The organism is Streptomyces coelicoflavus (assembly GCF_003112555.1).
GTDB classification, from domain to species: domain Bacteria; phylum Actinomycetota; class Actinomycetes; order Streptomycetales; family Streptomycetaceae; genus Streptomyces; species Streptomyces coelicoflavus.
Genome location: NZ_BEWB01000015.1, coordinates 114,319 through 140,106, shown reverse-complemented (window position 1 = coordinate 140,106; position 25,788 = coordinate 114,319). Strand labels below are relative to the sequence as shown.

The 25,788-nt window shown below is 73.5% G+C and carries 26 protein-coding genes; 17 read left to right on the top strand and 9 right to left on the bottom strand.

The genetic code is table 11. The features are described from left to right. Positions 1–49: 49 nt before the first annotated feature. From Sco07f_RS32710 to Sco07f_RS32675, 7 genes are all read left to right on the top strand, one after another. A complete protein-coding gene (locus tag Sco07f_RS32710; RefSeq protein ID WP_007389978.1) occupies positions 50–745 on the top strand; it encodes an antibiotic biosynthesis monooxygenase family protein in 696 nt (231 codons plus the stop codon). A 77-nt stretch (positions 746–822) separates the two neighbouring features. Continuing rightward, positions 823–1,152, top strand: coding sequence for a TcmI family type II polyketide cyclase (locus Sco07f_RS32705; RefSeq protein WP_007389977.1), 330 nt, complete (start codon positions 823–825; stop codon positions 1,150–1,152). 77 nt (positions 1,153–1,229) lie between these two features. Then, positions 1,230–1,505, top strand: coding sequence for a phosphopantetheine-binding protein (locus Sco07f_RS32700; RefSeq protein ID WP_007389976.1), 276 nt, complete (start codon positions 1,230–1,232; stop codon positions 1,503–1,505). 12 nt (positions 1,506–1,517) lie between these two features. Then, positions 1,518–2,303: a 3-oxoacyl-ACP reductase FabG gene (gene fabG / locus Sco07f_RS32695; protein ID WP_007389975.1), complete on the top strand. Its 786-nt coding sequence runs from the start codon at positions 1,518–1,520 to the stop codon at positions 2,301–2,303. Positions 2,304–2,653: 350 nt separating this feature from the next. After that, positions 2,654–3,598, top strand: coding sequence for an aromatase/cyclase (locus Sco07f_RS32685; RefSeq protein WP_108989957.1), 945 nt, complete (start codon positions 2,654–2,656; stop codon positions 3,596–3,598). Position 3,599: 1 nt separating this feature from the next. Beyond that, on the top strand, positions 3,600–5,114 hold the full coding sequence (locus Sco07f_RS32680) for an FAD-dependent oxidoreductase (RefSeq protein WP_108989956.1): 1,515 nt from the start codon (positions 3,600–3,602) through the stop codon (positions 5,112–5,114). A 135-nt stretch (positions 5,115–5,249) separates the two neighbouring features. Next, a complete protein-coding gene (locus Sco07f_RS32675; protein ID WP_108989998.1) occupies positions 5,250–6,779 on the top strand; it encodes an FAD-dependent monooxygenase in 1,530 nt (509 codons plus the stop codon). 100 nt (positions 6,780–6,879) lie between these two features. Here Sco07f_RS32675 and Sco07f_RS32670 read toward each other — a convergent pair whose 3' ends face one another. Then, positions 6,880–7,962 (bottom strand): methyltransferase, encoded by a 1,083-nt coding sequence (locus tag Sco07f_RS32670; protein WP_108989955.1) that lies wholly within the window; start codon positions 7,960–7,962, stop codon positions 6,880–6,882. Positions 7,963–8,230: 268 nt separating this feature from the next. Between Sco07f_RS32670 and Sco07f_RS32665 the strand changes: the two genes are divergently transcribed. The 8 genes from Sco07f_RS32665 (at position 8,231) to Sco07f_RS32630 (ending at position 17,277) form a co-directional block, all read left to right on the top strand. Next, positions 8,231–8,560 carry a 4Fe-4S dicluster domain-containing protein gene (locus tag Sco07f_RS32665; protein WP_007389970.1) on the top strand — a complete coding sequence of 110 codons (330 nt, stop codon included), beginning with the start codon at positions 8,231–8,233 and terminating at the stop codon, positions 8,558–8,560. A gap of 8 nt (positions 8,561–8,568) precedes the next feature. After that, positions 8,569–10,728 (top strand): hypothetical protein, encoded by a 2,160-nt coding sequence (locus tag Sco07f_RS32660; RefSeq protein ID WP_174855449.1) that lies wholly within the window; start codon positions 8,569–8,571, stop codon positions 10,726–10,728. Between the two features lie 47 nt (positions 10,729–10,775). After that, the gene (locus Sco07f_RS32655; RefSeq protein ID WP_007389968.1) at positions 10,776–12,164 is read left to right on the top strand and encodes an amidase; all 1,389 of its coding nucleotides are present in this window, start codon (positions 10,776–10,778) and stop codon (positions 12,162–12,164) included. 59 nt (positions 12,165–12,223) lie between these two features. Then, positions 12,224–13,744, top strand: coding sequence for a type I glutamate--ammonia ligase (locus Sco07f_RS32650; RefSeq protein ID WP_108989954.1), 1,521 nt, complete (start codon positions 12,224–12,226; stop codon positions 13,742–13,744). Between the two features lie 64 nt (positions 13,745–13,808). Continuing rightward, on the top strand, positions 13,809–15,095 hold the full coding sequence (gene purB / locus Sco07f_RS32645; protein ID WP_108989953.1) for an adenylosuccinate lyase: 1,287 nt from the start codon (positions 13,809–13,811) through the stop codon (positions 15,093–15,095). Continuing rightward, positions 15,079–15,483, top strand: a complete 405-nt coding sequence (locus Sco07f_RS32640; protein ID WP_087793191.1) for a GNAT family N-acetyltransferase — start codon at positions 15,079–15,081, stop codon at positions 15,481–15,483. The genes purB and Sco07f_RS32640 overlap by 17 nt, the downstream gene beginning before the upstream one ends. 113 nt (positions 15,484–15,596) lie before the next feature. Next, entirely contained in the window at positions 15,597–16,385 is a 789-nt protein-coding gene (locus tag Sco07f_RS32635; RefSeq protein ID WP_108989952.1) for a response regulator transcription factor, read from the top strand. 262 nt (positions 16,386–16,647) lie between these two features. Then, complete coding sequence (locus Sco07f_RS32630) at positions 16,648–17,277, top strand: maleylpyruvate isomerase family mycothiol-dependent enzyme (protein WP_007389937.1); 630 nt, start codon at positions 16,648–16,650, stop codon at positions 17,275–17,277. A 58-nt stretch (positions 17,278–17,335) separates the two neighbouring features. On the opposite strand, the gene Sco07f_RS32625 is transcribed toward Sco07f_RS32630, so the two are convergent. Further along, positions 17,336–17,755 carry a helix-turn-helix domain-containing protein gene (locus Sco07f_RS32625; protein WP_007389942.1) on the bottom strand — a complete coding sequence of 140 codons (420 nt, stop codon included), beginning with the start codon at positions 17,753–17,755 and terminating at the stop codon, positions 17,336–17,338. A 58-nt stretch (positions 17,756–17,813) separates the two neighbouring features. Then, positions 17,814–18,434, bottom strand: a complete 621-nt coding sequence (locus Sco07f_RS32620) for a hypothetical protein (RefSeq protein WP_108989951.1) — start codon at positions 18,432–18,434, stop codon at positions 17,814–17,816. Between the two features lie 781 nt (positions 18,435–19,215). Here Sco07f_RS32620 and Sco07f_RS32615 point away from each other — a divergent pair. Continuing rightward, complete coding sequence (locus Sco07f_RS32615; protein ID WP_007389936.1) at positions 19,216–19,632, top strand: enediyne antibiotic chromoprotein; 417 nt, start codon at positions 19,216–19,218, stop codon at positions 19,630–19,632. Positions 19,633–19,756: 124 nt separating this feature from the next. Here the strand turns inward: Sco07f_RS32615 and Sco07f_RS32610 are convergent, their stop codons facing one another. From Sco07f_RS32610 to Sco07f_RS32600, 3 genes are read right to left on the bottom strand one after another with little or no spacing between them, the layout of a single operon-like run. Continuing rightward, entirely contained in the window at positions 19,757–20,389 is a 633-nt protein-coding gene (locus Sco07f_RS32610; protein ID WP_108989950.1) for a VOC family protein, read from the bottom strand. Between the two features lie 5 nt (positions 20,390–20,394). Continuing rightward, the gene (locus Sco07f_RS32605) at positions 20,395–20,865 is read right to left on the bottom strand and encodes a helix-turn-helix domain-containing protein (protein ID WP_108989949.1); all 471 of its coding nucleotides are present in this window, start codon (positions 20,863–20,865) and stop codon (positions 20,395–20,397) included. A 14-nt stretch (positions 20,866–20,879) separates the two neighbouring features. Further along, complete coding sequence (locus tag Sco07f_RS32600) at positions 20,880–21,302, bottom strand: VOC family protein (RefSeq protein WP_007389938.1); 423 nt, start codon at positions 21,300–21,302, stop codon at positions 20,880–20,882. Positions 21,303–21,499: 197 nt separating this feature from the next. On the opposite strand from Sco07f_RS32600, the gene Sco07f_RS32595 reads away from it, so the two are divergent. Further along, positions 21,500–22,339 carry a helix-turn-helix domain-containing protein gene (locus tag Sco07f_RS32595; RefSeq protein ID WP_159107004.1) on the top strand — a complete coding sequence of 280 codons (840 nt, stop codon included), beginning with the start codon at positions 21,500–21,502 and terminating at the stop codon, positions 22,337–22,339. 229 nt (positions 22,340–22,568) lie between these two features. Here the strand turns inward: Sco07f_RS32595 and Sco07f_RS32590 are convergent, their stop codons facing one another. The 3 genes from Sco07f_RS32590 to Sco07f_RS32580 all read right to left on the bottom strand — a co-directional run bounded on the left by Sco07f_RS32590 (position 22,569) and on the right by Sco07f_RS32580 (position 25,634). Then, positions 22,569–23,756, bottom strand: a complete 1,188-nt coding sequence (locus Sco07f_RS32590; RefSeq protein ID WP_054102560.1) for a ParB/RepB/Spo0J family partition protein — start codon at positions 23,754–23,756, stop codon at positions 22,569–22,571. 115 nt (positions 23,757–23,871) lie between these two features. Next, positions 23,872–24,711, bottom strand: coding sequence for an ABC transporter permease (locus Sco07f_RS32585; RefSeq protein ID WP_007389933.1), 840 nt, complete (start codon positions 24,709–24,711; stop codon positions 23,872–23,874). Beyond that, entirely contained in the window at positions 24,708–25,634 is a 927-nt protein-coding gene (locus tag Sco07f_RS32580) for an ABC transporter ATP-binding protein (RefSeq protein ID WP_007389932.1), read from the bottom strand. The genes Sco07f_RS32585 and Sco07f_RS32580 overlap by 4 nt, the downstream gene beginning before the upstream one ends. Positions 25,635–25,788: the final 154 nt, after the last annotated feature.

The following is a 25,788-nucleotide window of genomic DNA, read 5'->3' as shown; positions in this document are numbered from 1 at the left end:
CGTCAGGAGTCCGTCCCGAGTCCCGAGGAAGCGAAGGAAGCGAAGGACCATGCCGATCATCTCCACCGAGGACAACTACCTGACCGTCCTCAACCTGTTCACCACCGACACCCCCGAGCACCAGGAGCAGTTGCTCACCGAGATGGGGAAGATCGTCGACGCGGCCGCCTACGAGGGGTGGATCTCCTCCACCGTGCACGCCGGGCAGGACACCCCCGGGACCGCCAACCTGATCCAGTGGCGCAGCGGCGAGGACCTGGAGAAGCGGTACGCCGGCGAGGAGTTCAAGCACCGGACGCTGCCCGTCTTCCGCGAGATCACCACGGCCATCCGGCTGCTCCAGAACGAGATCGTCTTCTCCCAGACCCGCCCCGGCCTCGGGGACGCCGTCGAGGTCTCCCCGGACCGCGACGACTACACGGTCATCGAGGTCCACCGGGTCGGCGAGGCCGACCAGGCCGAGCTGGTCAAGCTGCTCGGCGAGGGCCAGGACTGGCTCGTGAACGTCCCCGGCTACCGCTCGCACAGCGTGTTCAAGGGCCTGCGCGCCATGTTCGTCGAGGGCGCCTTCGCCGTCGTCTACGCGCAGTGGGACAGCAGGGAGAGCTACGAGGCCTTCCGCGACCTGCCGCACGAGCGCAAGCCCCGGCCCCGCCGCACCAACGACGAGCGCGTCGCCGAGCTGACCGTCGAGTCCGACACGAACACCTACCGCGTCGTGCACACGCGCGCCGCCGGCGAGTAGCGCGCCTCCCCGCCGGCCGATATGGCGCCTCCCCGCCGGGAGCCGGCCCACCGGACCTTGCCAAGGAGCGAAGACCTATGCACAGCACGCTGATCGTGGCCCGCATGGCGCCCGGTTCGAGCGCGGACGTCGCCCAGCTGTTCGGCGACTTCGACGCGACGGACATGCCGCACCGCATGGGCACCCGGCGGCGCCAGCTGTTCGCCTTCAACGGCCTGTACTTCCACCTGCAGGACTTCGACGAGGACAACGGCGGCGAGCTGATCCAGGGCGCCAAGGACGACCCGCGCTTCGTGCGGATCAGCGACGACCTCAAACCGTTCATCGACCCCTACGACCCGGCGACCTGGCGTTCCCCGGCCGACGCCATGGCACAGCGCTTCTACCGGTGGGAGGCCTCCGCCTGAACGGCGGTGAGCCGCCCGGACCACCAGTGACGATCAGCCGGGGCCCGAGCGCCGGCGAGAACCGAAGGAAGTACCCCATGGCCAGTATCCAGTTCACCCTCGACGACCTGAGGCGGATCCTCATCGAGGCCGCGGGCGCGGACGAGAACGTCGACCTCGCCGGAGACATCCTGGACACCACGTTCGAGGTGCTCGGCTACGAGTCCATCGCACTGCTGGAGACCGGCGGCCGCATCGAGCGCGAGTACGACATCGTCCTGGACGACGACGACCTCGGCGACGACGTCACGCCGCGCGACCTGATCGACGTCGTCAACGCCCAGCTGTCCCTGTCCGGGGCACAGGCCGCCTGAGAGGAGCACCCCATGTCCGACACCGACCGGAGGGTCGCCCTCGTCACCGGCGCGACCAGCGGCATCGGCCTGGAGTCCGCCCGCCTGCTGGCACGCCAGGGCCACCGGGTCTTCATCGGCGCCCGCGACGCGGACAACGTCGCGCACACCGCCAAGGCACTGCGAGAGGAGGGCCTGGACGTCGACGGCCGGCAGCTCGACGTCCGCGACGCCGACTCCGTCAGGGAGTTCGTGCGCGCCGCCGTCGCCGCCTTCGGCACCGTCGACGTGCTCGTCAACAACGCCGGACGCTCGGGCGGCGGTCCCACCGCGGACATCACCGACGAGCTGTGGGACGACGTCATCGACACCAACCTCAACAGCGTCTTCCGGATGACCCGGGAGGTCCTCACCACCGGTGGCATGCGCACCAAGGACCGCGGCCGGATCATCAGCATCGCCTCCACGGCCGGCAAGCAGGGTGTCGTCCTCGGCGCCCCGTACTCGGCCTCCAAGCACGGCGTCGTCGGCTTCACCAAGGCCCTCGGCAACGAGCTCGCGCCGACCGGCATCACCGTCAACGCGGTCTGCCCCGGCTACGTCGAGACCCCGATGGCGCAGCGGGTGCGGCAGGGCTACGCCGCGGCGTACGACACCAGCGAGGACGAGATCCTCAAGAAGTTCCAGGCCAAGATCCCGCTCGGCCGCTACTCCACACCCCAGGAGGTCGCGGGGCTGGTCGGCTACCTCGCGTCCGACACCGCCGCCTCCATCACCTCCCAGGCCCTCAACGTCTGCGGCGGCCTCGGCAACTTTTAGGGGGTGTCGTTTGGATCTTGCCGGGGTCGCGGGGCCTGGCACGCACATCTGCGGCGTTGTCGTCGGTTGTCAACTCCCCCACGCTCGACTGCGCTCGCGCGGGGGGACCCCCATCGCGTTGCCGCCCTCCTCCGCCTTGCAGCTGCACGCACCAGACCCCGCTCGGGCCAGCCACAAGACACCGTTGCCTGGAGCCGCCCTGATCCAAACGACACCCCCTAAGCCGCCCGCCCCGGGGGAGGGGCCACCACCTCTCGCCCGCCCCGGTGGGGCCGGCAAGGGCCGGCCCCCCTTCCCGCCGTCCGCCCCGCCCGTACCACCGAAGCCGGTACCACCTAGGAGCAGCCGTCATGACGACTCGTGAGGTCGAGCACGGGATCACCATCAACGCGCCCGCCGCCGCGGTCCACCGCCTCCTCGCCGAGGTGACCAACTGGCCGCGGATCTTCCCGCCCACCATCCACGTCGAGCGCGAGGAGCACGACGGCGACCGGGAGCGCATCCGCATCTGGGCCACCGCCAACGGCGAGCCCAAGACCTGGACCTCGCGCCGCACCCTCGACGCCGAGGCCCTGCGCATCACCTTCCGCCAGGAGGTGCCGGCGCCGCCGGTCGCGGCCATGGGCGGGACCTGGATCGTCGACCCGCTCGACGAGGGCACCTCGCGCGTCAGGCTCCTGCACGACTACCGGGCCGTCGACGACGACCCGCACGACCTGCTGTGGATCGAACGGGCCGTAGACCGCAACAGCACCAGCGAACTCGCCGCCCTCAAGGAGAACGTCGAGCGCGTGCACGCCGCCGAGGCGCAGGAGCTGACCTTCTCCTTCACCGACACCGTGACGATCGACGGATCGGCCAAGGACGCCTTCGACTTCGTCAACGAGGCCGGGCACTGGCCCGAGCGGCTCCCGCACGTGGCCCGCGTCCGCTTCACCGAGGACACCCCCGGCCTCCAGGAACTGGAGATGGACACCCGCGCCAAGGACGGCTCGACGCACACCACCAAGTCCTACCGGGTCGTCGTCGGCCACCACCGCATCGCCTACAAGCAGGTCACCCTGCCGGCCCTGATGACCCTGCACACCGGCGTGTGGACCTTCGAGGAGACCGACGACGGCGGCGCGACCGCCTCCTCCCAGCACACCGTCACCCTCAACACCGACAACATCGCCAAGATCCTCGGCCCCGAGGCCACCGTCGCCGACGCCCGCGCCTACGTGCACGGCGCGCTGAGCACCAACAGCCTCGCCACCCTCGGCCACGCCAAGGATCACGCGGAGCGGAACCGCTGACATGGCCGGCGCCCCGCATCCGGACGGCCCCGCGCCGCGCACCGGGCCCGCCGAGACGGTCGACACCCAGGTGATCGTCGTCGGTGCGGGCCCGGTCGGTCTGCTCCTCGCCGGTGAACTGGCCCTGCGCGGCATCCGGGTCACCCTCGTCGAGCGCCGGCACGGTCCCACCACCGAGTCCCGCGCCTCGACGCTGCACGCCCGCACCATGGAGCTGCTCGACAGCCGCGGCCTGCTCGCCGACCTCGGCAGCCCGCCCCGCGAGCCGCGCGGCCACTTCGGCGGCATCCCCCTCGACCTGACGCTGCCCGGCCCCTACCCCGGGCAGTGGAAGGTCCCGCAGGCCAGGACCGAGTCCGTGCTGGAGGAGTGGGCCCTCGGCCTCGGCGCCGACCTCAGGTGCGGCCACACCCTGCACGCCGTCGACGACCGCGGCACCCACGTCGAGGCCGCCGCCACCGGCCGCCACGGCGACCCCCTCACCCTGCGCGCCCCCTACCTCGTCGCCTGCGACGGCCAGGACTCCACCGTGCGCCGCCTGACCGGCGCCGGCTTCCCCGGCACCCCGGCCGCCCGGGAACTGCTGCGCGCCGACGTCGAGGGCGTCGACATCCCGAACCGGCGCTTCGAACGGCTCCCCGGCGGCTTCGCCGTTGCCGCCCGCAACCCGGCGGGCGTGACCCGGGTCATGGTGCACGAGTTCGGCGCCCAGGTCCGCGAACGCGCCGGCGACCCGCACTTCGACGAGGTCACCGCCGCCTGGAAACGCGTCACCGGCGAGGACATCACCGGCGGCACCCCGCTGTGGGTCAACCGCTTCGACGACGAGAACCGGCTCCTCGCCCGCTACCGGCACGGCCGCGTCCTGTTCGCCGGGGACGCCGCCCACCGCCAGATGCCCATCGGCGGCCAGGCCCTCAACCTCGGTCTCCAGGACGCCCACAACCTCGGCTGGAAGCTCGCCGCCGCCGTCGACGGCACCGCACCCGACGGCCTCCTCGACAGCTACGACACCGAACGCTCCGCCGTCGGCGCCGCCGTCCTCGGCAACATCCGCGCCCAGGCCATGCTGCTGCTGGGCGGCCCCGAGGTCGAGCCGCTGCGCACGGTCCTCGCCGAACTCCTCGCGCACGACACCGTGCGCACCCGCCTCGCCGCGATGATCAGCGGACTCGACATCCGCTACGACGTCGGCGGCCCGGCCCACCCGCTGTCCGGCGCCCGCCTGCCGCACCTCAGGCTGCGCACCGGCGAGATGATCTGCTCCGCGGCCGAACTGCTCCGCTCCGGACGCGGACTGCTCCTGGGCCTGGGCGCACCGCCGCCGCCGATCGCCGCCGGACTGGCCGACCGCGTCGACACCGTCACCGCGCACGCCGCCGCCGACGAGCCGCTCGAGGGCGCGCCCGCCGCCGTCCTGGTCCGGCCCGACGGCCACGTCGCCTGGGCGGGCGGCGCGGACGGGGACGGGGACGGGCTCGGCCGGGCGGTCGCACGATGGTTCGGTTCACCGTGAGGTCCCCTGAGGCCCCCTGAGATCCCGCTCCGGCATGCCGTGCGGGCCCACCCGTCTTCGCCACCCCCCCCCGCCCGTGCCGCGCACGGACCACTGCCGACCGAGAGGGAATCCACGACCATGCAGGACACCACGATGGACGCCGACGTCATCGTCGTAGGCGCAGGCCCGACCGGACTGATGCTCGCGGGCGAACTGCGCCTGGGCGGGGCGGACGTGATCGTGCTCGACAAGCTGGCCGAACCCACCGGCCAGTCCCGCGGCCTGGGCTTCACCGCCCGTGCCATGGAGATCTTCGACCAGCGCGGGCTGCTGCCCCGCTTCGGGCAGGGGGAGACCCTGGAGATCAGCCCCGTCGGCCACTTCGGCGGGGTCCAGTTCGACTTCACCGCCCTGGAGGGCGCCCACTTCGGCGCCCGCGGCATCCCGCAGAGCCAGACCGAGGCGGTCCTCGCCGCCTGGGCGGCGGAGCTGGGCGCCGACATCCGGCACGGCTGCGAGGTCCTCGCGCTCGCCGACGGCTTCGAGGACGGCGACCTCGCCGAGGTCACCGTGGGGACCGCGGAGGGCGTACGCCGGCTGCGCGCCCGCTACCTGGTGGGCTGCGACGGCGGCAAGAGCACGGTGCGCAAGCTCGCCGGCATCGGCTTCCCCGGCACCGAGGCGACCCGCGCGATGTTCCTCGCCGACGTGACCGGGCTCGACCTCAAGCCCCGCTACCTCGGCGAGACCCTCCCCAACGGCATGGTGATGGCCGCCCCCCTCAAGGAGGGCGTGCACCGCATCATCGTCTGCCCGCACGGCGCCGCCGCCCGCAGCGCCGACGAGCAGGTCACCTTCGAGGAGGTCGCCAAGGCCTGGGAGCACATCACCGGCGAGGACATCAGCTCCGGCGGCGCCGAATGGGTCAGCTTCTTCAGCGACGCCACCCGCCAGGCCGCCGAGTACCGGCGGGGCCGCGTGCTGCTCGCCGGGGACGCCGCCCACATCCACCTGCCCGCCGGCGGCCAGGGTCTGAGCACCGGCGTGCAGGACGCCGCCAACCTCGGCTGGAAGCTCGCCGCCGTCGTCACCGGCCGGGCCGGCGAGGACCTGCTGGCCACCTACCACGCCGAGCGCCACCTGGTGGGCCGCCGCCTGCTGATGAACACCCGCGCCCAGGGCATGGTCTTCCTCGGCGGCGACCCGGCCGAGCCGCTGCGCCGCATCCTCACCGAACTCACCGGCTACGACGTGGTCCGCCGCCACCTCGCCGGCGTCGTCTCCCACCTCGACATCCGCTACGACGTCACCGACGGCGCCGGGGACGGGGAGAACGGGGAGGACGCGGCGGGGGCCCACCCGCTGCTCGGACGCCGCCTCGGCAAGGTCCCGCTGACCGGCCCCGGCGGCGAGAGCGACACCTTCCGGCTGCTGCACGCCGGGCGCGGCGTCCTGCTCGACCTCGCCGGCGACCGAGCGGTGCGCGAGGCCGCCGCCGGGTGGGCCGGCCGGGTCGACGTCGTGACGGCCACCGCCTCCGCGGCCGACCGCGGCGCCGTGTTCGCGGGCGCCGGGGCGGTCCTGGTCCGCCCCGACGGGCACGTCGCCTGGACCGGCACCGGCGCCGACGACGGCCTCGGCGCCGCCCTCGCCCGCTGGTTCGGCGCGCCCGCCGGCGACTGACCGGCGTACGCGACGCGAGGCGACGCGACGCGACGCACGCACCGAGGGGTGCCGCCCGGCGACCGGGCGGCACCCCTCGGTGCTGTGCGGGCCGGGACGACTACCGCACACTCGCCTCCACGACCGAGATCGCCCCCGGCGTCTGCACGACCCGCTCCAGCCGGAAACCCGCCTCGGTGAGGAGCTTCCCGTACTGCGCGGACGTCCGCTCCATGCCGCCCACGAGCAGCATCAGCCACAGGTCGACCAGCTTCGAGGAGTGCGCGGCGTTCGGCTTGTCCGGCACGACCATCTCCATCAGCAGCAGCCGGCCGCCCGGCCGCATCGCGGCCCGCACGTTGCGCAGGATCCGCAGGGCCTGCTCCTCGGGCCAGTCGTGCACGATGTGCTTGAGCACGTAGGCGTCCCCGCCCTCGGGCACCGGCCCGAACAGGTCGGCCGTCACCACCTCGCAGCGGTCGGCGAGCCCCCGCTCGGCCAGGAGCTCCGCCGCGCCGTTCTCCGCCACCCGGGGGTCGGCGAGGATCCCCCGCACACCCGGCGACTTCTCCAGGATCCCGGTGAGCAGGTCGCCGCGGCCCGCGCAGAAGTCGACGACCGTGCCGAACCGCGAGAAGTCGTACGCCGCAAGGAGCGGTTCGGTCTCGGTGGCGGACATGGCGCCCATGCCCTTCATGAACACCTCGCCGTACTCCGGCTTGGCCTCCATGAACTCGAAGGCCGTCATGCCGCGCAGCTTCGGCAGGCTCGGCTCGCCGGTGCGCACCGCGTCGACGAAGTGCGACCAGTCCTCCCAGTGGATCGGGTGGCCCATGAGCACCGCGATGCCCCGCATCGACATCGGCGCGTCCTCGAGCAGGGCCGCCCCCATCGGGTTCAGCGCGAAGGCGCCGTCCTTGCGCTCGGCGAAGACGCCGTTCGAGGCGAGCAGCCGCATCAGCCGCTGGAGCGTCTGCGGGTGGGCGCCGACCCGCTCGGCGAGCCGCTCGGCGGACAGCGGGCCGTCCCGCAGCGCCTCGGCGACGCGCAGTTCGGCGGCCGCGTACAGGGCCTGGCTGAGCATGGCGCCCTGGACCATCTCCAGCAGTGAGAACGGTGCGGGGGCCAGCTTCCGGGCCAGCCGCTGCAAACCGGTGCGCACGCCTTCGACGGCCCGTACGACGCGGGCGGGCGGCAGGGGCATGGGTTCCTCCGTGGTGGACGGCGGGCGGCCGGACGGCGTGCCCGCGGGCGGGCAGGTCGGCGCGTACCCGGCTCACGGACCGGAGCGCGCCCCCGGCACCCACGGTCCGGTGTCCCGGACGGGCCGCGCTCGCGACCGGCTCGAGCGGCCGGCGCGGGGCTCCAGCCGGTTCCCACCCGCGCTCCGGAGGCAGTCGAGGGGGGACGGTGACGATCGGGACCGTCCGTCTCGGCCGTGGCCGAGAAGAGTCCCGGAGGGGGCCGATCCCGTGAAGAAGCTTGCCTCGCCCGCAGCGCTGTCGGAACGCGCCGATCGCATCGCCCGGCGCTCCCGCGCCGGCAACTGGAAGAAGCCCCCGCGGCGCATCGAGACGTCCGAGTGCATCACCTGCGACAGCTGCCTGCGCGGCTGTCCCGCGGAGTTCGGCGCCGTCTTCGACCTGGGCCTCGACGTGGTGATCGTCCCCGAGCTGTGCTCGGGCTGCCCGGCCTGCGTGCTCGAGTGCCCGGTCGACTGCATCTACGTCGACGAGGACTGGTCCCCGACCGACGACGCGATGTGGAACCACATCGAACTCACCGCCGAGAGCGCCGCATGAAGGAGCCCGTGGGACGCCAGGAATCCCGCCGCGCCGCCAACGCGAGAAAGCGGATGAGCCGCCGTCCCAGCAGGCTCGGCACCCCCGCCGGCAGCACGGCCAAGCCGGACCGGGTCGCCGACCCCGACGCCGGGTTCCCCGGGCTGCTGCGGCAGGTGTGGCGCCGCGCGGAGCGGACCGAGGACCTGCGCGCCGCGCTCGACGTCCTGCTCACCCTCGACGGCCACGTCCCCGCCGACATCCAGCTGCGGGCCCTCAACTCCGCCCAGGAGGCCGCCCTGACCGCCCTGCGCGGCCCGGCGACCGTACGGGCGGACTCGGGGCCGACCGGGGACGCGGGTGCCGCCGGCGGGGCCGGTGTGTCCGGCAGTGGTGGTGCCGTCCGGCGCTCGGCGGAGGCCGGTGTCGCGGGTGCGGTGGCGTCCGGGCCGGCGGCCTCGGAGCCGTCCGCGCCGGAGGCTGCCGTACGGGCGGACTCCAGGGCGTCGGGGTCTGCCGCCTTCGCCGGCGGGGCCGGTGCGTCCGGCAGCGGTGCCGCCCGGCGCGGCGCGGACGACGCGGGCGGCGCGGACACCCCGGGTGACGGGGGCGCGGACGTCGTCTTCGTCGGTGAGGTCGGGCTCGCCGCCAACGGCCGGATCGCGCTGCGGGTTCCGGGGGGCCGCCCCCTCGACCCCCGCGACCTGGTCGGCGGTGTGCGCCGGGTGCCCTACGACCGGGCCGCCCTCGACGCCTACCGGCGCGAACTCGGGCGGGTCCGGGAACGCAACGCCGCCCGCGCCGCCGACTGCCGTGCCTGGCTCGCCGGGCAGGGGACCGAGGGCCGCCGGGCGCTGCTCGACCAGGCCCTGGAGGCGGCCGTGCGCACCGCCCCGTTCGTCCTCTACCAGGAGGACACGCAGTACACGAACTTCCGGGAGCGCAACACCCTGACCGGCAAGACCCTGTGGCCCGGCCACCCGGACTGCGCCCTGGGCGCGCTGCGGGACCTGCCCCTGGACCTGTGGACCGACCAGGACACCCAGCTGGTCGTCTGCCTCACCCTGCTCATCCGCTCGGCCGGCTTCGGCCGCGTCGAGGAGGCCAACGGCACCCAGCTGACCGTCGACCACGTCGCGTACACGCTGGAGCGGGTGCGCCGCGCCTACGCCGCCGTACCCGGCGTCGCACCCGTGCCCGCCGCCGCCTCGCACCGCGTCGCCGACCTCGACCGGCTCGCCGTCGCCCTGCGCGAGCGCCGCCTCGAGGTGAGCGGCCACGCGCAGCTGTACCGCGAGATCCACGGGGCGCTGATGCACAAGGTGGAGCGGGTGGCCGCCGCCCCCGGACCCGTCGCCCGGGCCCGCGAGGACGCCGTCGCCGCCCACCTGCGCGCGAGGCTGCCGCTGAGCGGACGTACGCTCGCCGACCTCGGCCGCGACCTCGCCGCCGCGCCCGACTGGCTCGCCGCACCGCACGGCGCCTTCGGCACCGGCCTGGAGTCCCTGGTGCACGAGACCGTCACCGCGAGCGCCGACGCCTTCGGCGCCGACTTCGCGATGAGCCGCGGCATGCGCTCGCTGCCCGACCTGGTCCGCGCACTGCGCGGCGAGAACTGGGCGGCGATCTGCGACTGGGACATCACGCACTTCTTCTGCTGCGTGGTGCCCCGGCCCGAGGCCGCCGCCCACTTCGGCGGCTCCCGGGCCGCCCTCGCCGACGCCGCCTGGGCGATGTCCTCGCGCATGAGCTACAACTCCTGGCACTTCGTCGCCGGCAACCTGCCCCGCGAGCCCGAGGTGGTGGCCCGCGACCACTTCGTGCCGCCCGTCATCCCGGACGTCGCGTACTTCTCCGACCAGCACCACCACGGGCACGTCAACAACAACGTGCGCTTCTCGGTGCGTTCCCCGCAGCCCGTCGAGGTCGACGGGCGCCGCTTCGACGGCTTCATGGACCTGCGGCTGCTGCGCTGCGCCGGCGAACCGTTCGGCGAGCAGGACGTGCTCGCCGCCCACCGGGTGTCCGGGTTCGTCGCCCGCGCCACCTCGCTCGCCGCCGCCCTCGTCGCCGCCGGGACCGGCCTCGAGGTCACCGCGTTCGACTCCGACTGGCACTGGACGGCCGTCACCGGCGCCGGCCCCGCGGCGCCCGGCGCGCTGGCCGGCCCGGACCGCCGGGCGTCGTGAACGCAAGAGAAGAGAGAAGCGAAGAGGGAAGGGAAGGGGGGAGACAGATGACCGCCCGCGGTGTCGGCGACACCCGACGACTGCTGCGACGGGGCGAGCTGTCCGCCGTCGAACACACCACCGCCGTCCTGGAGGCCGTCCGCGAGCGGGACACCCTCGACGCGTACGTCGCCGTCGCGGGCGAGGAGGCGCTGCGCGCCGCCGGGCGCGCGGACGCCCGGATCCGCGAACTGGGCGCCGACGCCTGGCACACCCTGCCGCTGCTCGGCGTCACCGTCTCCGTGAAGGACCTGCTGCAGACCCGCGACCTGCCCACCGGCCGCGGCTCGCTGCTGCCCAACGACCGGCCCCGCGAGGACACCCCTGCCGTGGCCCGGCTGCGCGCCGCCGGCGCCGTCGTCGTCGGCAAGACCGCCACCTCCGAGTACGGCTGGAGCGCCTCCACGGTCAGCCGGGTCGCCCCGCCCACCCGCAACCCCTACGACCCCCGCCTGACCGCGGGCGGCTCCAGCGGCGGCGCCGCGGCCGCGGTGGCCACCGGCCTGTGCGACGGCGCCCTGGGCACCGACGGCTCCGGGTCCATCCGCATCCCGGCGGCGTTCTGCGGCGTCGTCGGCTACAAACCCTCCCTCGGCCGCATCCCGTACGTCCCCAACAGCGCCGACCGGCTCGCCCACCAGGGCCCGCTCGCCCGCACCGTCGCCGACGCCGCGCTGCTCGGGAGGGTCATGGCGGGCCCGCACCCCGGCGACCCCGACTCCGGGCTCGGCTCCCTGGACGCACCCCGCACCGGGCGGGTCCTGAGGATCGGCTGGATCGAGTACGAGGGCACCACCGACGAGGTCCGGCGCGTCACCGAGCAGGCCCGCCTCGCCCTGCGCGCCCAGGGTCACCTGGTCGAGGACGTCGAGGTGCGCTGCGCCCGGCTGTACCCCGCGCTCGTCGACCTCCTCGCCGCCTCCGAGGCCGCCGGGGCCCGCCCCGAGGACGACGAGTGGGCCGACCCCGGCCGCCTGGAGGTCGTACGGCACGGGCGCACCCTCGGCGGCGCCGACGTGATCCGGGCCGAGGAGGTCCGCCAGGGCCTGCGCGCCACCCTGCGCACCGTCATGGACCGCTACGACGTCCTCGCCATGGCCACCGTGCCCGTCGAACCCTTCGCCGCCGACGCCGTCGGCCCGCCCTGGGCGGCGGACCCGCGGGACCTGCGGTGGCTGGCCTGGGCGCCCGCCTCGTACCCCTTCAACATGACCGGCCAGCCCGCCCTGTCGCTGCCCGCCGGACTCACCCGCTCCGGCCTGCCGGTGGGCCTCCAGCTGGTCGGCCCCGTCGGCGGCGACGACCTGGTCCTCGGCCTGGCCGGCCGCCTCGAGTCGGACCTCGGCACGCCCGTGCCGCACTCCGCGCGGGTCCTGGAGCCCGCGGCCGCCCGGTGACCCACGCCCTTGGAAAGCCCTTGGAAAGCCCGAGGAAAGCCCGTGGAAAGGACGTTCCCATGTACGTCAGGTCCTGGTCCTCGCCCGCAGCGGAGGGCAGCGTCGGGCAGCCCTCGTTCGTGGCCCGGCACGGGCTGTGGGACGAGGCCCGCCTCGCCGCCGCCGAACGGGTCGAGGCGAGCCTCGCCGACGTCGACCTCGTCCGCCTCGTCTTCGGCGACCCGCACGGTCTGGCCCGCTCCAAGACCCTCACCGCCGAGGCGTTCCGCGGCGTACTGCGCAACGGCATGAACTACAGCCCCGGCCCGTTCGTCTTCGACACCGGGCACGCCGTCGCCGTCGACTTCCTCGGCGACCACGGCATCGGCGTCGACGAGATCGCCGGCGCCGGCAACTTCGTCCTGGTCCCGGACCCCCTCACCTTCCAGCCGCTGCCCGGCGGCGACGCCCGCACCGCCTGGGTGATCGGCGACGAGTACCTGCGCGACGGCAGCCCGCACCCGCTCTCCTCGCGGGCCGTGCTGCGCCGCGTCGTCGACCGGTACACCGGGCAGGGCCTCGCGCCCGTCCTCGGCCTCGAGGTCGAGTGGTACCTCACCCGCCGCCTCGACGACGACCCGGGCAACACCGGCAACGGCTTCGGACTCCAGGGCCGGGCACCGCGCGTGGCCGCGCTGAACGCCGGCTACCAGTTCAACCTCGACGGCCACTACGACAGCGTCGCCCACCTCACCGACCCCCTCGCCCTGCACCTGCTCGCCCTCGGCCTGCCGCTGAGGTCGATGGAGCACGAGTCGGGGCCCGGCCAGGTCGAGACGACGTTCAGCCCGATGTCCGCGCTGGACACCGCCGACGCGATGCTGCTCTTCCGCACGGTCGCCAAGAGCTGGTGCGCCCGGCGCGGGCACCACGCCTCGTTCATGTCGCAGCCGCTCCTCGACGCCGCCGACCCCAGCGGCTGGCACCTCAACCAGTCGGTCACCGACCTCGCCTCGGGTCTCAACCTGTTCGGCGCCGAGGGCCCTTCGGGCGGCCTGTCCCCGCACGGCAAGGCGTACGCGGAGGGGCTGCTGGACTGGGCCCGGGAGCTGTGCCTGCTCTCGGTGCCCACCGTCAACGGCTACCGGCGGCTCGCCGCCGAGCACACCCTCGCGCCCACCCGGCCCGGCTGGAGCGAGGAGGACCGCAGCGCCATGGTGCGCGTCGTCGGCCACGGCGCCGGGGCGCACCTGGAGAACCGGATCGGCGAGCCCTGCGCCAACCCCTACCTCGCCGTCGCCGCCCAGCTCTTCGCGGGCCTCGAGGGCCTCACCGCCCGGCCCGAGCCCCAGGACGCCGCCACCGCCGCCGCCCCCGCGCCCGGCGGCGCCCCCGGCCTCGTACCGCAGCACCTGCGCGAGGCCCTCGACGCCTTCCGCGCCGGCCGCGCCGCCCGGCTGCTCGGCGAGCCGCTCGCCGCCTGCCTGGCCAAGCTCAAGGAGAGCGAACTGCGCCGCTACGAGGCCTGGTGCCTCCAGGCCCCGCCCACACCCGGACGGGTCAGCGACTGGGAGCAGCGCGAGTACTTCGGCGCCTACTGACCTCGGCGCCCACCGACCCGGCCGAGGCCCCCGCCCCGCCCCCTCCCACCGAGGAAGGCCCTGCATGATCCCCCGGTACACGCTGCCCGAGATGGGCGCGCTCTTCACCGACCGGCACCGCTACGCCACCTGGGTACGGGTGGAGATCCTCGCCTCCGAGGCGCAGGCCGCCCTCGGCCACGTACCGCACGAGGCGGTCGAGGACATGCGCCGCGCCCGCGTCCCGGACCCGGAGCGGGTCGCCGAGATCGAACGGGAACGCGACCACGAGGTGCTCTCGTTCCTCGCCGCCTACTGCGAGGACATCCCCGAGTCCTCCGCACGCTGGGTGCACCACGGCATGACCAGCTACGACCTCGTCGACACCGCGCTCGGCCACACCCTGGCCGGCGCCGCCGACCTGCTCACCGGTGCCGCGCGGCGGCTGCGCCGGGTCCTGACCGAACGGGCCCTGGAACACTGGGACACCGTGACGGTGGGCCGCACCCACGGTGTGCACGCCGAGCCCACCACCTTCGGCCACAAGCTCGCCGGGCACGCCTTCGCCGTCGACCGCTCGCTGGCCCGGCTCGCCGCCGCCCGCGAGGCCGTCGCCGTCGGCACCGTCTCCGGCTCCGTCGGCACCTACGCGCTGATCGACCCGCGGGTCGAGGAGCACGTCCTCTCCGCCCTGGGGCTGGCCGCCGAGCCCGCGCCCAGCCAGGTCGTCGCCCGCGACCGGCACGCCCAGCTCCTCCAGGCGGTGGCCGTGCTGGGCGCCTGCGTGGAACAACTCGCCCTGGAAATGCGGCTGTTGCAGCGCACCGAGGTCCGCGAGGTCGAGGAGCGGCGCACCGGCGCCTACCAGGGCTCCAGCGCCATGCCGCACAAGCGCAACCCCACCACCAGCGAACGCCTGTGCGGACTGGCCCGGCTGCTGCGCGGCTACGCCGACACCGCCCTGGAGAACGTGGCGCTCTGGCACGAACGCGACCTCGCCCACCAGTCCGTGGAGCGGGTGATCCTGCCCGACAGCCTCTGCGCGGGCCACTTCCAGGTGACCCGGGCGGCCGACCTGGTGGCCTCGCTCCGCGTCGACGCCGACCGGATGCGCGCCCACGTCGACCAGACCGACGGGCTCGTGCACAGTTCCGCGGTCCTGGCCGACCTCCTCGGCGGCGGCATGGAACGCGAACGCGCCTACCGCGGCGTGCAGGCCGCGGCCAACCGTACGCTGGCGACGGGCGAGCACTTCGGCGCGTCCCTGGCCAAGGAGGGCATCGCCCCCGCCCGCCTCGGCCCCGAGCGCTTCCTGGTCCACCACGACGTGATCCGCACCCGATTGGAGAAGCTCCGTGAGCTGGAAGACTGAGCGCGTCGAGGGCGCCGCTCTCGACCTGGACGAGGTCCTCGGCGTCTACCACGCCTCCGGCCTCGGCGAACGCCGCCCGGTCGAGGACCGGGACAGGTTCGCGGCCATGGTCGCGAACGCCAACCTCGTCCTCGTCGCCCGCGACGACGACGGCACCCTGCTGGGCATCGTCCGCGCCGTCTCCGACTTCTCCTACGTCACCTACGTCTCCGACATCGCCGTCGTCCGCGAGCACCAGCGCTCGGGCATCGGCCGCGCCCTCCTCGACGCCACCCACGACCAGGCCCCGGCCGCCAAACTCGTCCTCCTCTCGGCCCCGGCGGCCGTCGACTACTACCCCCACATCGGCTTCACCCGCCACGAGTCGGCCTGGGTCCGCAACCCGTAGCCACCGGCCCCGCCGGGTCAGCACGGCTGTACCGGGGCTCGACCGTGCTTGCCTAGATTCACTGTCGGGGCGGGCTCCGGGCCCGCGCCGAGGACCGGACCACGGGGGAGGGCATGACCCACACATCGGCACAGGCGCTGCTCGACGTCCGCCCGCCCGCCGGGTCCGCCCCGGCCGTCCCGCGGCCCGCGGGGGAGCGCGAGCCGGCCGTCACCGGTCACGGCGCGGCCGTGCCGATGCCCTCCGGCCGGCGGGTCCTGGTCGTCGACGCCGACACCGCCTGTGCCGACTCCCTGGTCACCCAGTTGCGCCGGCACGGCCACGAGGCCCTCGGCGTCCGGCGCGGCCAGGACGTGCTGCGTGTCCACGAGGACGCCGACCTGGTCCTCCTCGACCTCGAACTGCCCGACCTGGACGGCCTGGAGGTCTGCCGCGCCCTGCGCGCCGTCAGCCGGGTCCCCGTCATCATCGTCACCGCCCGCGCCTCCGAACTGGACTGCGTCCTCGGCCTCCAGGCGGGCGCCGACGACTACGTCGCCAAGCCGTACGGCCTGCGCGAGCTGATGGCCCGTATCGAGGCCGTGATGCGCCGGGCCGCGTGGCAGCCGGCCGCCGCCCGCGAGATCCGGCACGGCCGCCTGCACATCGACGTGGGTTCCCGCGAGGTCCTGGTCGGCGGCGAGGAGGTCGCCCTGACCCGCAAGGAGTTCGACCTGCTGTGCGTGCTCGCCTCGCACCCGGACACGGTCGTCCCCCGCAAGCGGCTGCTCCAGCAGGTCTGGGGCGACTCCTGGTCCCGCCGCACCGTCGACACCCACGTCAGCAGCCTGCGCGGCAAGCTCGGCGACAGCGGGTGGGTCGTGACCGTGCGGGGCGTGGGTTTCATGCTGGGCAATCCGTAAGAGCGTGCTTTTGAAGACGCAGATTGCGGGGGCCCCTGCCGAGGGGTGACGGTGCGGGGTGAGACGGTCCTGAATCCGAGCAGCCGCTCGGCACAGGGCCTGTGGGTTGCCGGCGAACGGCCCCCCATCTCCGATACACGCTGCGGCAGACGCCCCCATCAGCGCGAGGAGCGCGAGGTTTGGTCCCGGTCACCGAGCGATGAGTTCCCGTGTTGCCGGGAGTCCCACGGGGGCGAACTGTGGGTGTGTGAAGGAGAAGCCAATGAACAACGATGTCTGGCCGATGGTGCATGCGGAGCGTGCGGCGCTGATTGACGACCTCGCGCACCTCGATGACGAGCGCTGGGGGCAGCCGTCGCTTTGTGAGGGGTGGACCGTGCATGACGTGGCCGCCCATCTGGTCGGCTCGGCTCGGACGACACGCCTCGGTTTCGTGGTCGGCCTGGTCCGGGAGCGGCTCGACTTCGACCGTCAGAACGCACGCGTTGTGGAACGTGAGCGTGGTGCCTCACCGCAGGAGACGTTGCAGCGGCTTCGTCAGGTGGCGTCGCGGAGGTCGACCCCTCCGGCGCCCCTGGACAGCCGGCTCGTCGAGGAGGTCGTCCACGGTGAGGACATCCGCAGGCCGTTGGGACTCACCCGCTCCTACCCGCCTGAGGCTGTCGCCCGATCGCTGCGCCTGCAGGCTCGTACTCCTGCGTTTTTCGGCGGCGCCAAGGAGCTGACAGCCCGTGTCCGGCTCACGGCAGTGGACACCGACCTGTCCATCGGAGACGGTCCGGAAGTCAGGGGACCCGCGCTTTCCCTGCTGCTGGCCGTCTCCGGGCGACGGGTGGCGCTGGAGGATCTTGACGGGCCGGGAATCGCCACGCTCGCGCCGGCGTGCCGGTGACGCTGCAAGGGCGGGTTCAGCTTGCGGGCTGGAACTGATGAGTGACTGTGGTGCCCCCTCAGCCGGTGAGGGCGAGGTTGGCCGTCTGAGCAGCGAAGCGGGCGCGTCGCTGTTCGGTGAAGCGTCCGGGGTCGGCGGCCTTGATCTCCGGGACGTGTGCGACGGGGGAGGAGATCGCGCCGCCGGTCAGAAGCGGGTGGAGCTGGTAGAGACCATCCTCCAGACTCCAGGCGAGTCCGCACGCGCGGAGCTCCTTGAAGCCGCGGTTGACGGTCGGCTTGCTCGCGCCCAGCTCGGCGCACATCTCGTTCTGGCTGATTCCGGCCGTACCGGTCTCCGGGTCACTCAGGTACAGCAGTTGGTCCAGAACGCGTCGGCCGGCGGTGGTGATGTCGACCAGGGACAGGAGGCGCAGGGCGTCACGAGCGATCGTGAGGGGCGCCTCTGTGGGAGGGCTGGGTGCGTAGGAGCTGCTCACGAGGCGTCACCGCTTCCGGTCGGGTCGACGCTGCGTCTTGAGGATATGCGGCGCGGAGTCATGCGCTCAGCTTGCGCAGGGGCCACCGCTGTCGGAGCGTAACAACCTTCTCCTTGCGGCGAGCGGACTCTGCGGCCTTCTTCTCCGTCACGCGTGCCCGGCGCCACTCGGTGGGGTAGTCGGCGTGCGGGATGATGCAGGCAGGGCCCTTCGCGCTGTTCCACAGCGCCTGCCACTTCTCCTGCTCGCCGGAGGTGCCGGCCACCGTGAGCCACGGGTTCAGCTGGAGGACGCCGCGTTTGGCGGTGCGCATCCAGCCGATGTGTGCGAAGAACCGCGACGCCTCGTTCACGGAGGCCGCCGACAGCTTGCAGCGTTCCTGGAGGTCACGCTGGCTGGTCTTCACGAAGCCGCGAGCGGCGGTCCGGAACTGGTCGTCGGCGCGGTTGGCGTTCTGCAGCGCCACGAGCTTGCACCATACCTGGAACCACGAGCCGGGCATCTTGAGGCCACCGAGGACGTCCATCAGCAGCCGGGCATCCAGCACGTAGCCGCTGCACTCCGCGCTCGCGGCGAACTCGCGGCCCCTGACCTTCTCCACACCCAGGACCAGGCCGCCTCTGCCGTCCGATCGTGCCACAACGCACTCGCCGGGGCGGACGATCGGCAGCTGCTCCATCGGCACGGTCCTCCTCCGGAGACGATCAACGTTTTCGAGGGGACGGTAGCACCAGGTGAACCGATTTGTTCTGGGAGAGCAGAACAAACGCTGTTTCACAGGTACCTGACGACCCGTCAGCTTTAAGGGGCGTTTGTTCTAGATATCTAGAACACTCAGGACGCGTTTGTTCTAGATATCTAGAACAAACGGGTTTGCATCGGCCCAGGTCAGAGGCGGTTTTAGCGCGGGGCCCTCTTATATATAAGGAGAGGCCCGGCTCCCCCCCCCCGAACCCTCCCGGCCTGCGGTGCTGTGCGCAGCACAAGCAGCTGGCAGCAGTGAGCCTGGCGACTCGAAAAATCATCCGAACGAGGGAACCGATACCCGTGGTTGAGCTCGCTTCGCGTGCGGCGCCGTGGTCCGGTGCCGGTCGTGGACAGCAGCAGCGGCTCTGAGTCTCGGGCGGTTTCGGCCGTGACGATCAAAAGCAGGGAAGCGTGGCTGGTGTCGGTGGGTGGTTCCGCCGCCCGGCCCGGGGGGCCGTGCAGCTCCGGTGCCTCCGCACGTCGAGTTTCGGCGCTCCCGTGTCGGGGCTTCCGTTCTGTGGCTGGTGCCAACACCGGGCGTCCAGGTGGCCCAAGCTCGGGTGTCAGTCCGGGCGGCGGTGACGGGCCCGACCGCGTGTCCGCAGGGTCTCAAGCGGTTCTCGAGCCGGTCTCATGCGTTCCGGTCGACTCTGGGTGAGGCGTGATCATCTGAACGCGCCGTTCCGCATACCGCACCCATTGGGGAGACGAACATGCAGATCCGCTCGCGCCTGACCAAGTCCGGCCTGCTGGGCGCCGCCGCCGCTGCCGCCCTCGCCTTCTCGGCGGTCCCGGCCTCCGCGGCCCCGGCCCTGGCGGTCTCGCCCGGCAGCGGCCTGTCCGACGGCCAGTCCGTGACCGTGACCGGCACCGGCTTCCCGGCGGGCACCGAGGTCGCCGTGTCGCAGTGCCGGGAGAACACCACGTGCACCGACACGCTGGTGACGGCCACCGTCGGCGCCGACGGTGGCTTCAGCGCCGCCTACACCGTGCGCCGGGAGTTCACCGCCACCGACTGGAGCACCGGCACCGGCACCCCCGTGACCGTGGACTGCGCCACGCAGCAGTGCCAGCTGGTCGCCTACCAGGACGGCACCGGCCCGGTCGGCGCCGGTATCTCCTTCGGCTGAGGCGTCCTGCGTCCAGCGCTCAGCGTCCAGCGCCCAGCGCACGGAGACACGGACGAGCCCACCGCGCGGTGCCCGCGACCGGCACCGCTCGGTGGGCTCGTCCGTGTTCTGCCGCCCCCGGCTTTCAGGCGGAGGGCGACGTCACCGTCGCGGGCTCCCACGCGAACCCGTCCGGGTCGGTGAAGGCCCCGGAGGTGCCGCCGAGCACGACCCGGTGCGAGCCGTCGCCCTCCTCGGGCACCCCGACGTCCTTGGCCAGCCCCCGGCGCTTGTACAGCGCCAGCTTGACGGGGCCCGACTCGTCGGAGGCGAACTCGACGTACTTGCCGCCGAAGCTCTTGGCCACGGTCAGGCCCCGCTCGACGTAGAACTGCTTGCTCGCCTTGACGTCCTCGGCCCCCAGCAGGAGCACGAGGTCGTCGATCTTCCGGGTGGCGGGGCCGGTGTTCTTCTTCGCTGAGGTCGCCAGCTTCCAGATGGTGCCGTCCGGGGCCTGTACGACGCCGCCGTAGCCCCACAGGGACTTCGCGGCCGGCTTCAGCGTCGTGGCGCCGGCCTCGAGGGCGGAGCCGATGAAGCTGTCGACGTCGGCCGGCTGGGACACCGTGATCGACATCGTGAACCCGCGGAAGCCTTTCGTCGCCGTGTCGCAGGCCCGCAGCCGTACCTGCGGGCCCAGGGAGAACGCGGCGGTGTAGAAGCGGTCGGCGGCCGCGAGGTCGTCCACTTCGAGGGTGACGGATGTGAGGGAAGTCATGACATTCACGCTAGCCCCGCGGTGCTCGCCGGGGCTTCTCCGATCCTGCTCGGTGCTGAACGCCGCCGCGGCGGCAGCGGCCACCACGGCAGCCCGGAGGCTTCGGCGGCCGCGCGGCGCCGGTACTCCGCGGGCGGCATGCCGGCCGACTCCGTGAAGCGGGCGACGAACACGGCCGTCGACGGGCAGCCGACCGCGCGGCCCAGCTCGGCCGGGCCGTGGTCGCCGTGCCGCAGCAGCGCCATCGCGTGCTCGATCCGGCGCTCGGTCACGAAGGCGTACGGCGACTGGCCGTAGGCGTCGAGAAAGCGCCGGGCGAGCTGCCCGGGCGGCATGCCCGCGTCGCGCGCGAGCGCCTCGACGTCCAGCGGCCGCGCGTACTCCCGGTCGATCCGGTCGCGCACGCGGCGCAGGCGTGCGAAGTCCAGCAGGCGCTGCTCGGCGATCAGCGCCTGCCGCCATGCGGGGTGACACACGGGTCCAGCCCCTCTCAGCCGGCGTCGGCGCGCAGTTCCCGGACGCGGACCAGGTTGCCCGCGGGATCGCGGAACGCGCAGTCGCGCACCCCGTGCGGTTGCCGGACCGGCTCCTGGACGACCTCGGCGTCCGCCGCCTGCACCCGGTCGAAGACGGTGTCGAGGTCCGGGGTGGCGAGTACGACCCGGCCGTAGGTGCCCTTGGCCATCATCCCGAGGACGGTGTCGCGTTCCGCGTCGGTGAGCGCGGGGTCGGCGGCCACCGGGGCCAGGAGCAGCGCCGTGTCCGGCCGTCCGGCCGGGCCGACCGTGATCCAGCGTGTCCTGCCCCGTCCCACGTCGCCGCGGACTTCGAAGCCGAGGACGTCGCGGTAGAAGGCGAGGGCGGCGTCCGGATCGTCGTGCGGCAGGGAACTCGTACGAAGGGTGAGGTCCATGGATTCACGCTAGACGCGGGCCCGGGACGTGGGCTTCTCCGATCCTGACGCCTTGGGGGCGTGGCCCCCTGCCGGTGCCGGTGCGGGGTCCGGGTGCGGCTCGAGCCGGGTTCGAGCGGGGTTCGAGCAGGGTCCGAGCGGATCGCGACGGACGCGAGCCATCCTGTTGAGTGCATCGACATGTGTGAGGTGGCGCCGTGGACGCGGCAGTGGAAAAAGCGGTCGAGTACATGCGCGCGCGTTTCGGCGATCCACTGACCGTCGCGGACGTCGCGGAAACGGTCCGGATCCACGACACCTTCGCCTTCTCGCGCGCGTTCAGGGAGGAGACCGGGGTGAGTCCCGGGAAATTCCTCGCCGCCGTCCGCATTCACGAGGCGAAGCGGCTCATCGGTGATTCCGATACGGATCTCGCCGATATCCGCGACGCGGTCGGATGGGGCGGCGGTGCGGAATCGTTCGCCGATTCCTTCACGGATGCCGTGGGACTGTCTCCCGGCCGGTTCCGTCGGCTGTGCCTCGAGGCGGGGGAGGTGCCGCCGGGGCCCCGGCCGCAGCCGGGCGTGGAACGCGGTGCGGTCGCGGGCACGATCAGGCTGCCGCCGGGGCACGGCAACGCGCGCGTGTACCTGGGCGCGTTCGCCACCCCCGTCGTCCGGTACCCGGCCGTCGCCGCGGCCCTCGTCGACGTGCCCAGCGACCGTCCCTCCTGCTACCGCCTGGGCGACGTGCCCGAGGGGGACTGGCACCTGCTCGCGGTGGCGGTGGCGGTGGCGGTGGCCGCCGCCGGCGGTGGCGACCCGCGGGCCGGGCGGAGCACGCTCGTCGGGGGCCACGGCGGCACGGGCGCGACCGTCGCCGTGACCGCCGGCACCGTCACCGGCGCGGCGGTACGACTGCGCCCGCCGAGTCCCGTTGACCCGCCGGTCCTGCTCGCCCTGCCCGAACTCCGGCCTCCGCGCACCGTCGTACCGCAGCCCGGATGCGCCGCGGCGCCGGGGGCGCAGGCCGGTGCGCCGGTGTTGCCCGGGGCTTGAGGGCCGAGGCGCGGTTTCTGCCCCGGCGGGCCGTACGGCGGCCGGGTGTGCTGCCGTGCCGGGTGTGCTGCCGTGCCGGGCGCGCAGGCCGGTGGGCGGCTCGGGGCGGTGCTGTCGTCTCGGGGCGCGGTTCCGGCTTCTCCGGGGCCGTCGTCGTACCGGGGGCGGCCGGGTGGGCCGGGCGTGACGGGGGCGCGGGCCGGTGGTGGCGTCGTCGCCGTCGGCGGTGTCAGGGGCCCGACGGTGACGGGTTGCGGCACAGTTCCTGGCGGGCCTTCAGGCGTTCGGCGAGCTGGCACCACTGGCTGCCGATGTGCTCGGCGATCGGGCCGACGACGCCGAGCCAGTGCGGCGGTACGGCGTCGACCAGCCGCCGCCAGTCCTCGCCGGGCTCGGTGGCGTGCGCCTGCATCCAGCGCAGGAGTTCGCGGCCGTCCGCGGTGTAGCGCACGGCGGGGTCGGCGGCCATCTTGGCCACCACCTCTCCCCAGGTGGGCGGGGTGTCGGTGTGGTTCCTGCGCTGCGGCGGCGCGGCGTCGGGGGCGGCGGCCACCCGCAGCGCCGCCCGGTGGGTGCCGTCGGCGGCCTGCTCGGCCGGTGCGGCCGGCTCGCCGGGCGGCGGTACGGAACGCACCGCCCGCACGTGCTGCGGGCGCGCGGCCTGCGTCTGGCGCCCGCCCCGTTCGGGACCCTCGCCCCGCCTGAGCCGCGCGCTGACGTCGTGCACCGTGCCCAGCGACACGTCGGTGGCCCGGGCGACCTGGCGCAGCGGCGCGTTCGGGTGGGCGGCGATGTACTCGGCGGCACGCCGCCTGCCCTCGCCCGCGTCCACCGGGCGCCGCCTGCCGTCCTGCCCCACGCGCTTGCCGCCCAGCGGCGTGGCGATCGCCGACCGCTCGCGCAGCGACGCGATGGTCTTCGCGCTCAGCCCGGTGACACCGGCGATGGCGCGGTCCGACCAGTCCGGGTGGGAGCCGAGGACCCGCTGGGCCCCGGCGACGCGGTCGGTCTTCGACAGCGGCAGGCCGTGCGCGCCGTTCGCCCGCATGGCGATGACGAGCGCCTCGGAGTTGGAGCAGTCGAGGAACCGCGCCCGGATGCTGTCGTCGCCCATGAGCCGGGCGGCCTCGAGCCGGTGCAGTCCGTCGATGACGCGGCAGCCGTCCAGCTGGACGAGAATGGGAGGGAGTTCCGCCGATTCCGCCGCGTCGACGAGAAGGCGGACGTGAGCGGCGTCCGTTCCGCCCTGGCGCAGGAAAACCCCGCCACTCAGCGCGGTGACGGGGACTTCACGTGCCGGAAGTTGCTCGAAATTCCTCGGGTCGAATTCACTGTGCGCCGACGTTTCGACGCTCTCCACCCGGACGGGACTGAATGCGCTCGTTATCGAGACGGCTTGCGCGTTGCTCTGAGCCATTCCTGTAACTCCCTCTCTGCGGCCGCTGCGGAAGAGCGTCGCAGGAGGGTCTCCAGCCCCGGTGGAGAGCAGGTCGACGTTGCCTGGAAAGCAGACCGTCCGGTGCAGGCGCCGCCTAGGCGTCCCGGCGCCGCAACTGCACCGCCGCGACGGCCATCAGGGCGGCCGTCCACAGCGCGAGCACCCCCAGGCCCTCCCAGGGGCCGAGCAGGTCGCCCGCGCGGGCGTGCTGCTGGGTGATCATGAAGCCCGCCTCCGTCGGGAGCCAGGCGTGGATGTGCTCGCCGACGCTGCCCGGCAGCATCCCCGCCATCGGGGTGATCACCAGGACGAAGCCGACGACGGTGGTGATGGCCGCCGCCGTGTGCCGGACGATCGCGCCGACGGCGAGGGCGAACAGACCGAGCAGGGCGAGGTAGAGACCGCAGCCGACGACGGCCCGCACGACGCCCGCGTCGCCGAGCGCGACCGGCGCCTTGCCGTCGAGGATCGGCGCGCCGACGAAGAAGGAGCCGAACGCGGTCACCTCGCCCACCACCAGGACCAGCAGCCCGAACACCGCGCTCTTGGCGGCCAGCACGGGCACCCGCCGGGGCACCGCGAGCAGGCTGGCACGGATCATGCCGGTGGAGTACTCGGAGGCGATCGCCATCACGCCCAGGACGCACACCGCCAGCTGGCTCAGCAGGATGCCGCTGCCCAGGATGGTGCCCGTCGGGTCCGTCCTCATCTCCGCCCGCTGGGCGGCGTTGGTCTCGTCCCAGTTCGCGATGCCCATCTTCATGAAGAGCCCGGTGAACACCAGGGTGAGCACGACCAGGACGGCGAGCGACCAGACGGTGGAGCGGACGGAACGGATCTTGGTCCACTCCGAGAGCATCAGACCCGCGAAGCCCGCCGGGCGCTCCTGGGCGGCCGACGCCGCCTGCGGTACGGGCACGGTCGTGGTGGTCACTTCACACCTCCGGCGGTGGGCACGCCGGCGTCGTACTCGACGGCGTCCTTGGTCAGTTCCATGAAGGCGTCCTCGAGGGAGCCGCGGCGGGTCGAGATCTCGTGCAGGACCAGGCCCTCGGCGGCGGCGAGTTCGGCGATGCGCGAGGCCTCCAGCCCGGTCACGTCCAGGTCCCCGTCGCCGGTGGTGGTGACGGTGGCCCCCTTGCCCTTCAGCAGCTCGGCGAGTCGCGTCCCGTCGGGCGTGCGGACCAGGACGGACTGCTCCGTGCTCCGCTCGATGAACTCCTCGGTGGAGCAGTCGGCGACCAGCCGGCCGCGGCCGATGACGACGAGGTGGTCGGCGGTGACGGCCATCTCGTTCATCAGGTGGCTGGAGACGAGGACGGCACGGCCCTCGGCCGCGAGCGACTTCATCAGGTTCCGGATCCACAGGATGCCCTCGGGGTCGAGGCCGTTGACCGGCTCGTCCAGGACCAGCGCCGCGGGGTCGCCGAGCAGCGCGGCGGCGATGCCGAGCCGCTGGCCCATGCCGAGCGAGAAGCCGCCCGCCCGCTTGCGGGCCACCGACCCGAGCCCGACCTGCTCGACGACCTCGCCGACCCGGCGCCGCCCGATGCCCTGGGTCTGGGCGAGGCACAGCAGGTGGTCGTAGGCGCTGCGGCCGGTGTGCACGGCGCGTGCCTCCAGCAGCGCCCCGACCACCCGCAGGGGTCGCGCCAGTTCGCGGTAGGGCACGCCGTTGACGGTGGCCTCGCCGGCGTCGGGCCGGTCGAGCCCCAGCAGCAGTCGCATCGTGGTGGACTTGCCTGCGCCGTTGGGACCCAGGAAGCCGGTGACCCGGCCGGGCTCGACCGTGAACGACAGGTCGTTCACGGCGGTCTTGTCGCCGTAGCGTTTGGTGAGGTTCTTCGCCTCGATCATGGTCACCTCGGTTGAATGGCCTGCGAGAGTTTCGCCGGGGCGGAAAACTCCCCGGGCACCTGGATAGCAGGATCGCTATCTGTTCAGTAGTCGCAGCCTGGAGCGGGCCGTGAACGCATGGCCCGCGCATCGGGGCCCGGATATTTTGACGGTT

Coding starts and splice junctions, on each gene's coding strand:
- Sco07f_RS32710 (WP_007389978.1), top strand. CDS start 50: ATGCCGATCATCTCCACCGAGGACAACTACCTGACCGTCCTCAACCTG.
- Sco07f_RS32705 (WP_007389977.1), top strand. CDS start 823: ATGCACAGCACGCTGATCGTGGCCCGCATGGCGCCCGGTTCGAGCGCG.
- Sco07f_RS32700 (WP_007389976.1), top strand. CDS start 1,230: ATGGCCAGTATCCAGTTCACCCTCGACGACCTGAGGCGGATCCTCATC.
- fabG (WP_007389975.1), top strand. CDS start 1,518: ATGTCCGACACCGACCGGAGGGTCGCCCTCGTCACCGGCGCGACCAGC.
- Sco07f_RS32685 (WP_108989957.1), top strand. CDS start 2,654: ATGACGACTCGTGAGGTCGAGCACGGGATCACCATCAACGCGCCCGCC.
- Sco07f_RS32680 (WP_108989956.1), top strand. CDS start 3,600: ATGGCCGGCGCCCCGCATCCGGACGGCCCCGCGCCGCGCACCGGGCCC.
- Sco07f_RS32675 (WP_108989998.1), top strand. CDS start 5,250: ATGGACGCCGACGTCATCGTCGTAGGCGCAGGCCCGACCGGACTGATG.
- Sco07f_RS32670 (WP_108989955.1), bottom strand. CDS start 7,962: ATGCCCCTGCCGCCCGCCCGCGTCGTACGGGCCGTCGAAGGCGTGCGC.
- Sco07f_RS32655 (WP_007389968.1), top strand. CDS start 10,776: ATGACCGCCCGCGGTGTCGGCGACACCCGACGACTGCTGCGACGGGGC.
- Sco07f_RS32650 (WP_108989954.1), top strand. CDS start 12,224: ATGTACGTCAGGTCCTGGTCCTCGCCCGCAGCGGAGGGCAGCGTCGGG.
- purB (WP_108989953.1), top strand. CDS start 13,809: ATGATCCCCCGGTACACGCTGCCCGAGATGGGCGCGCTCTTCACCGAC.
- Sco07f_RS32635 (WP_108989952.1), top strand. CDS start 15,597: ATGACCCACACATCGGCACAGGCGCTGCTCGACGTCCGCCCGCCCGCC.
- Sco07f_RS32630 (WP_007389937.1), top strand. CDS start 16,648: ATGAACAACGATGTCTGGCCGATGGTGCATGCGGAGCGTGCGGCGCTG.
- Sco07f_RS32620 (WP_108989951.1), bottom strand. CDS start 18,434: ATGGAGCAGCTGCCGATCGTCCGCCCCGGCGAGTGCGTTGTGGCACGA.
- Sco07f_RS32615 (WP_007389936.1), top strand. CDS start 19,216: ATGCAGATCCGCTCGCGCCTGACCAAGTCCGGCCTGCTGGGCGCCGCC.
- Sco07f_RS32610 (WP_108989950.1), bottom strand. CDS start 20,389: ATGACTTCCCTCACATCCGTCACCCTCGAAGTGGACGACCTCGCGGCC.
- Sco07f_RS32600 (WP_007389938.1), bottom strand. CDS start 21,302: ATGGACCTCACCCTTCGTACGAGTTCCCTGCCGCACGACGATCCGGAC.
- Sco07f_RS32590 (WP_054102560.1), bottom strand. CDS start 23,756: ATGGCTCAGAGCAACGCGCAAGCCGTCTCGATAACGAGCGCATTCAGT.
- Sco07f_RS32580 (WP_007389932.1), bottom strand. CDS start 25,634: ATGATCGAGGCGAAGAACCTCACCAAACGCTACGGCGACAAGACCGCC.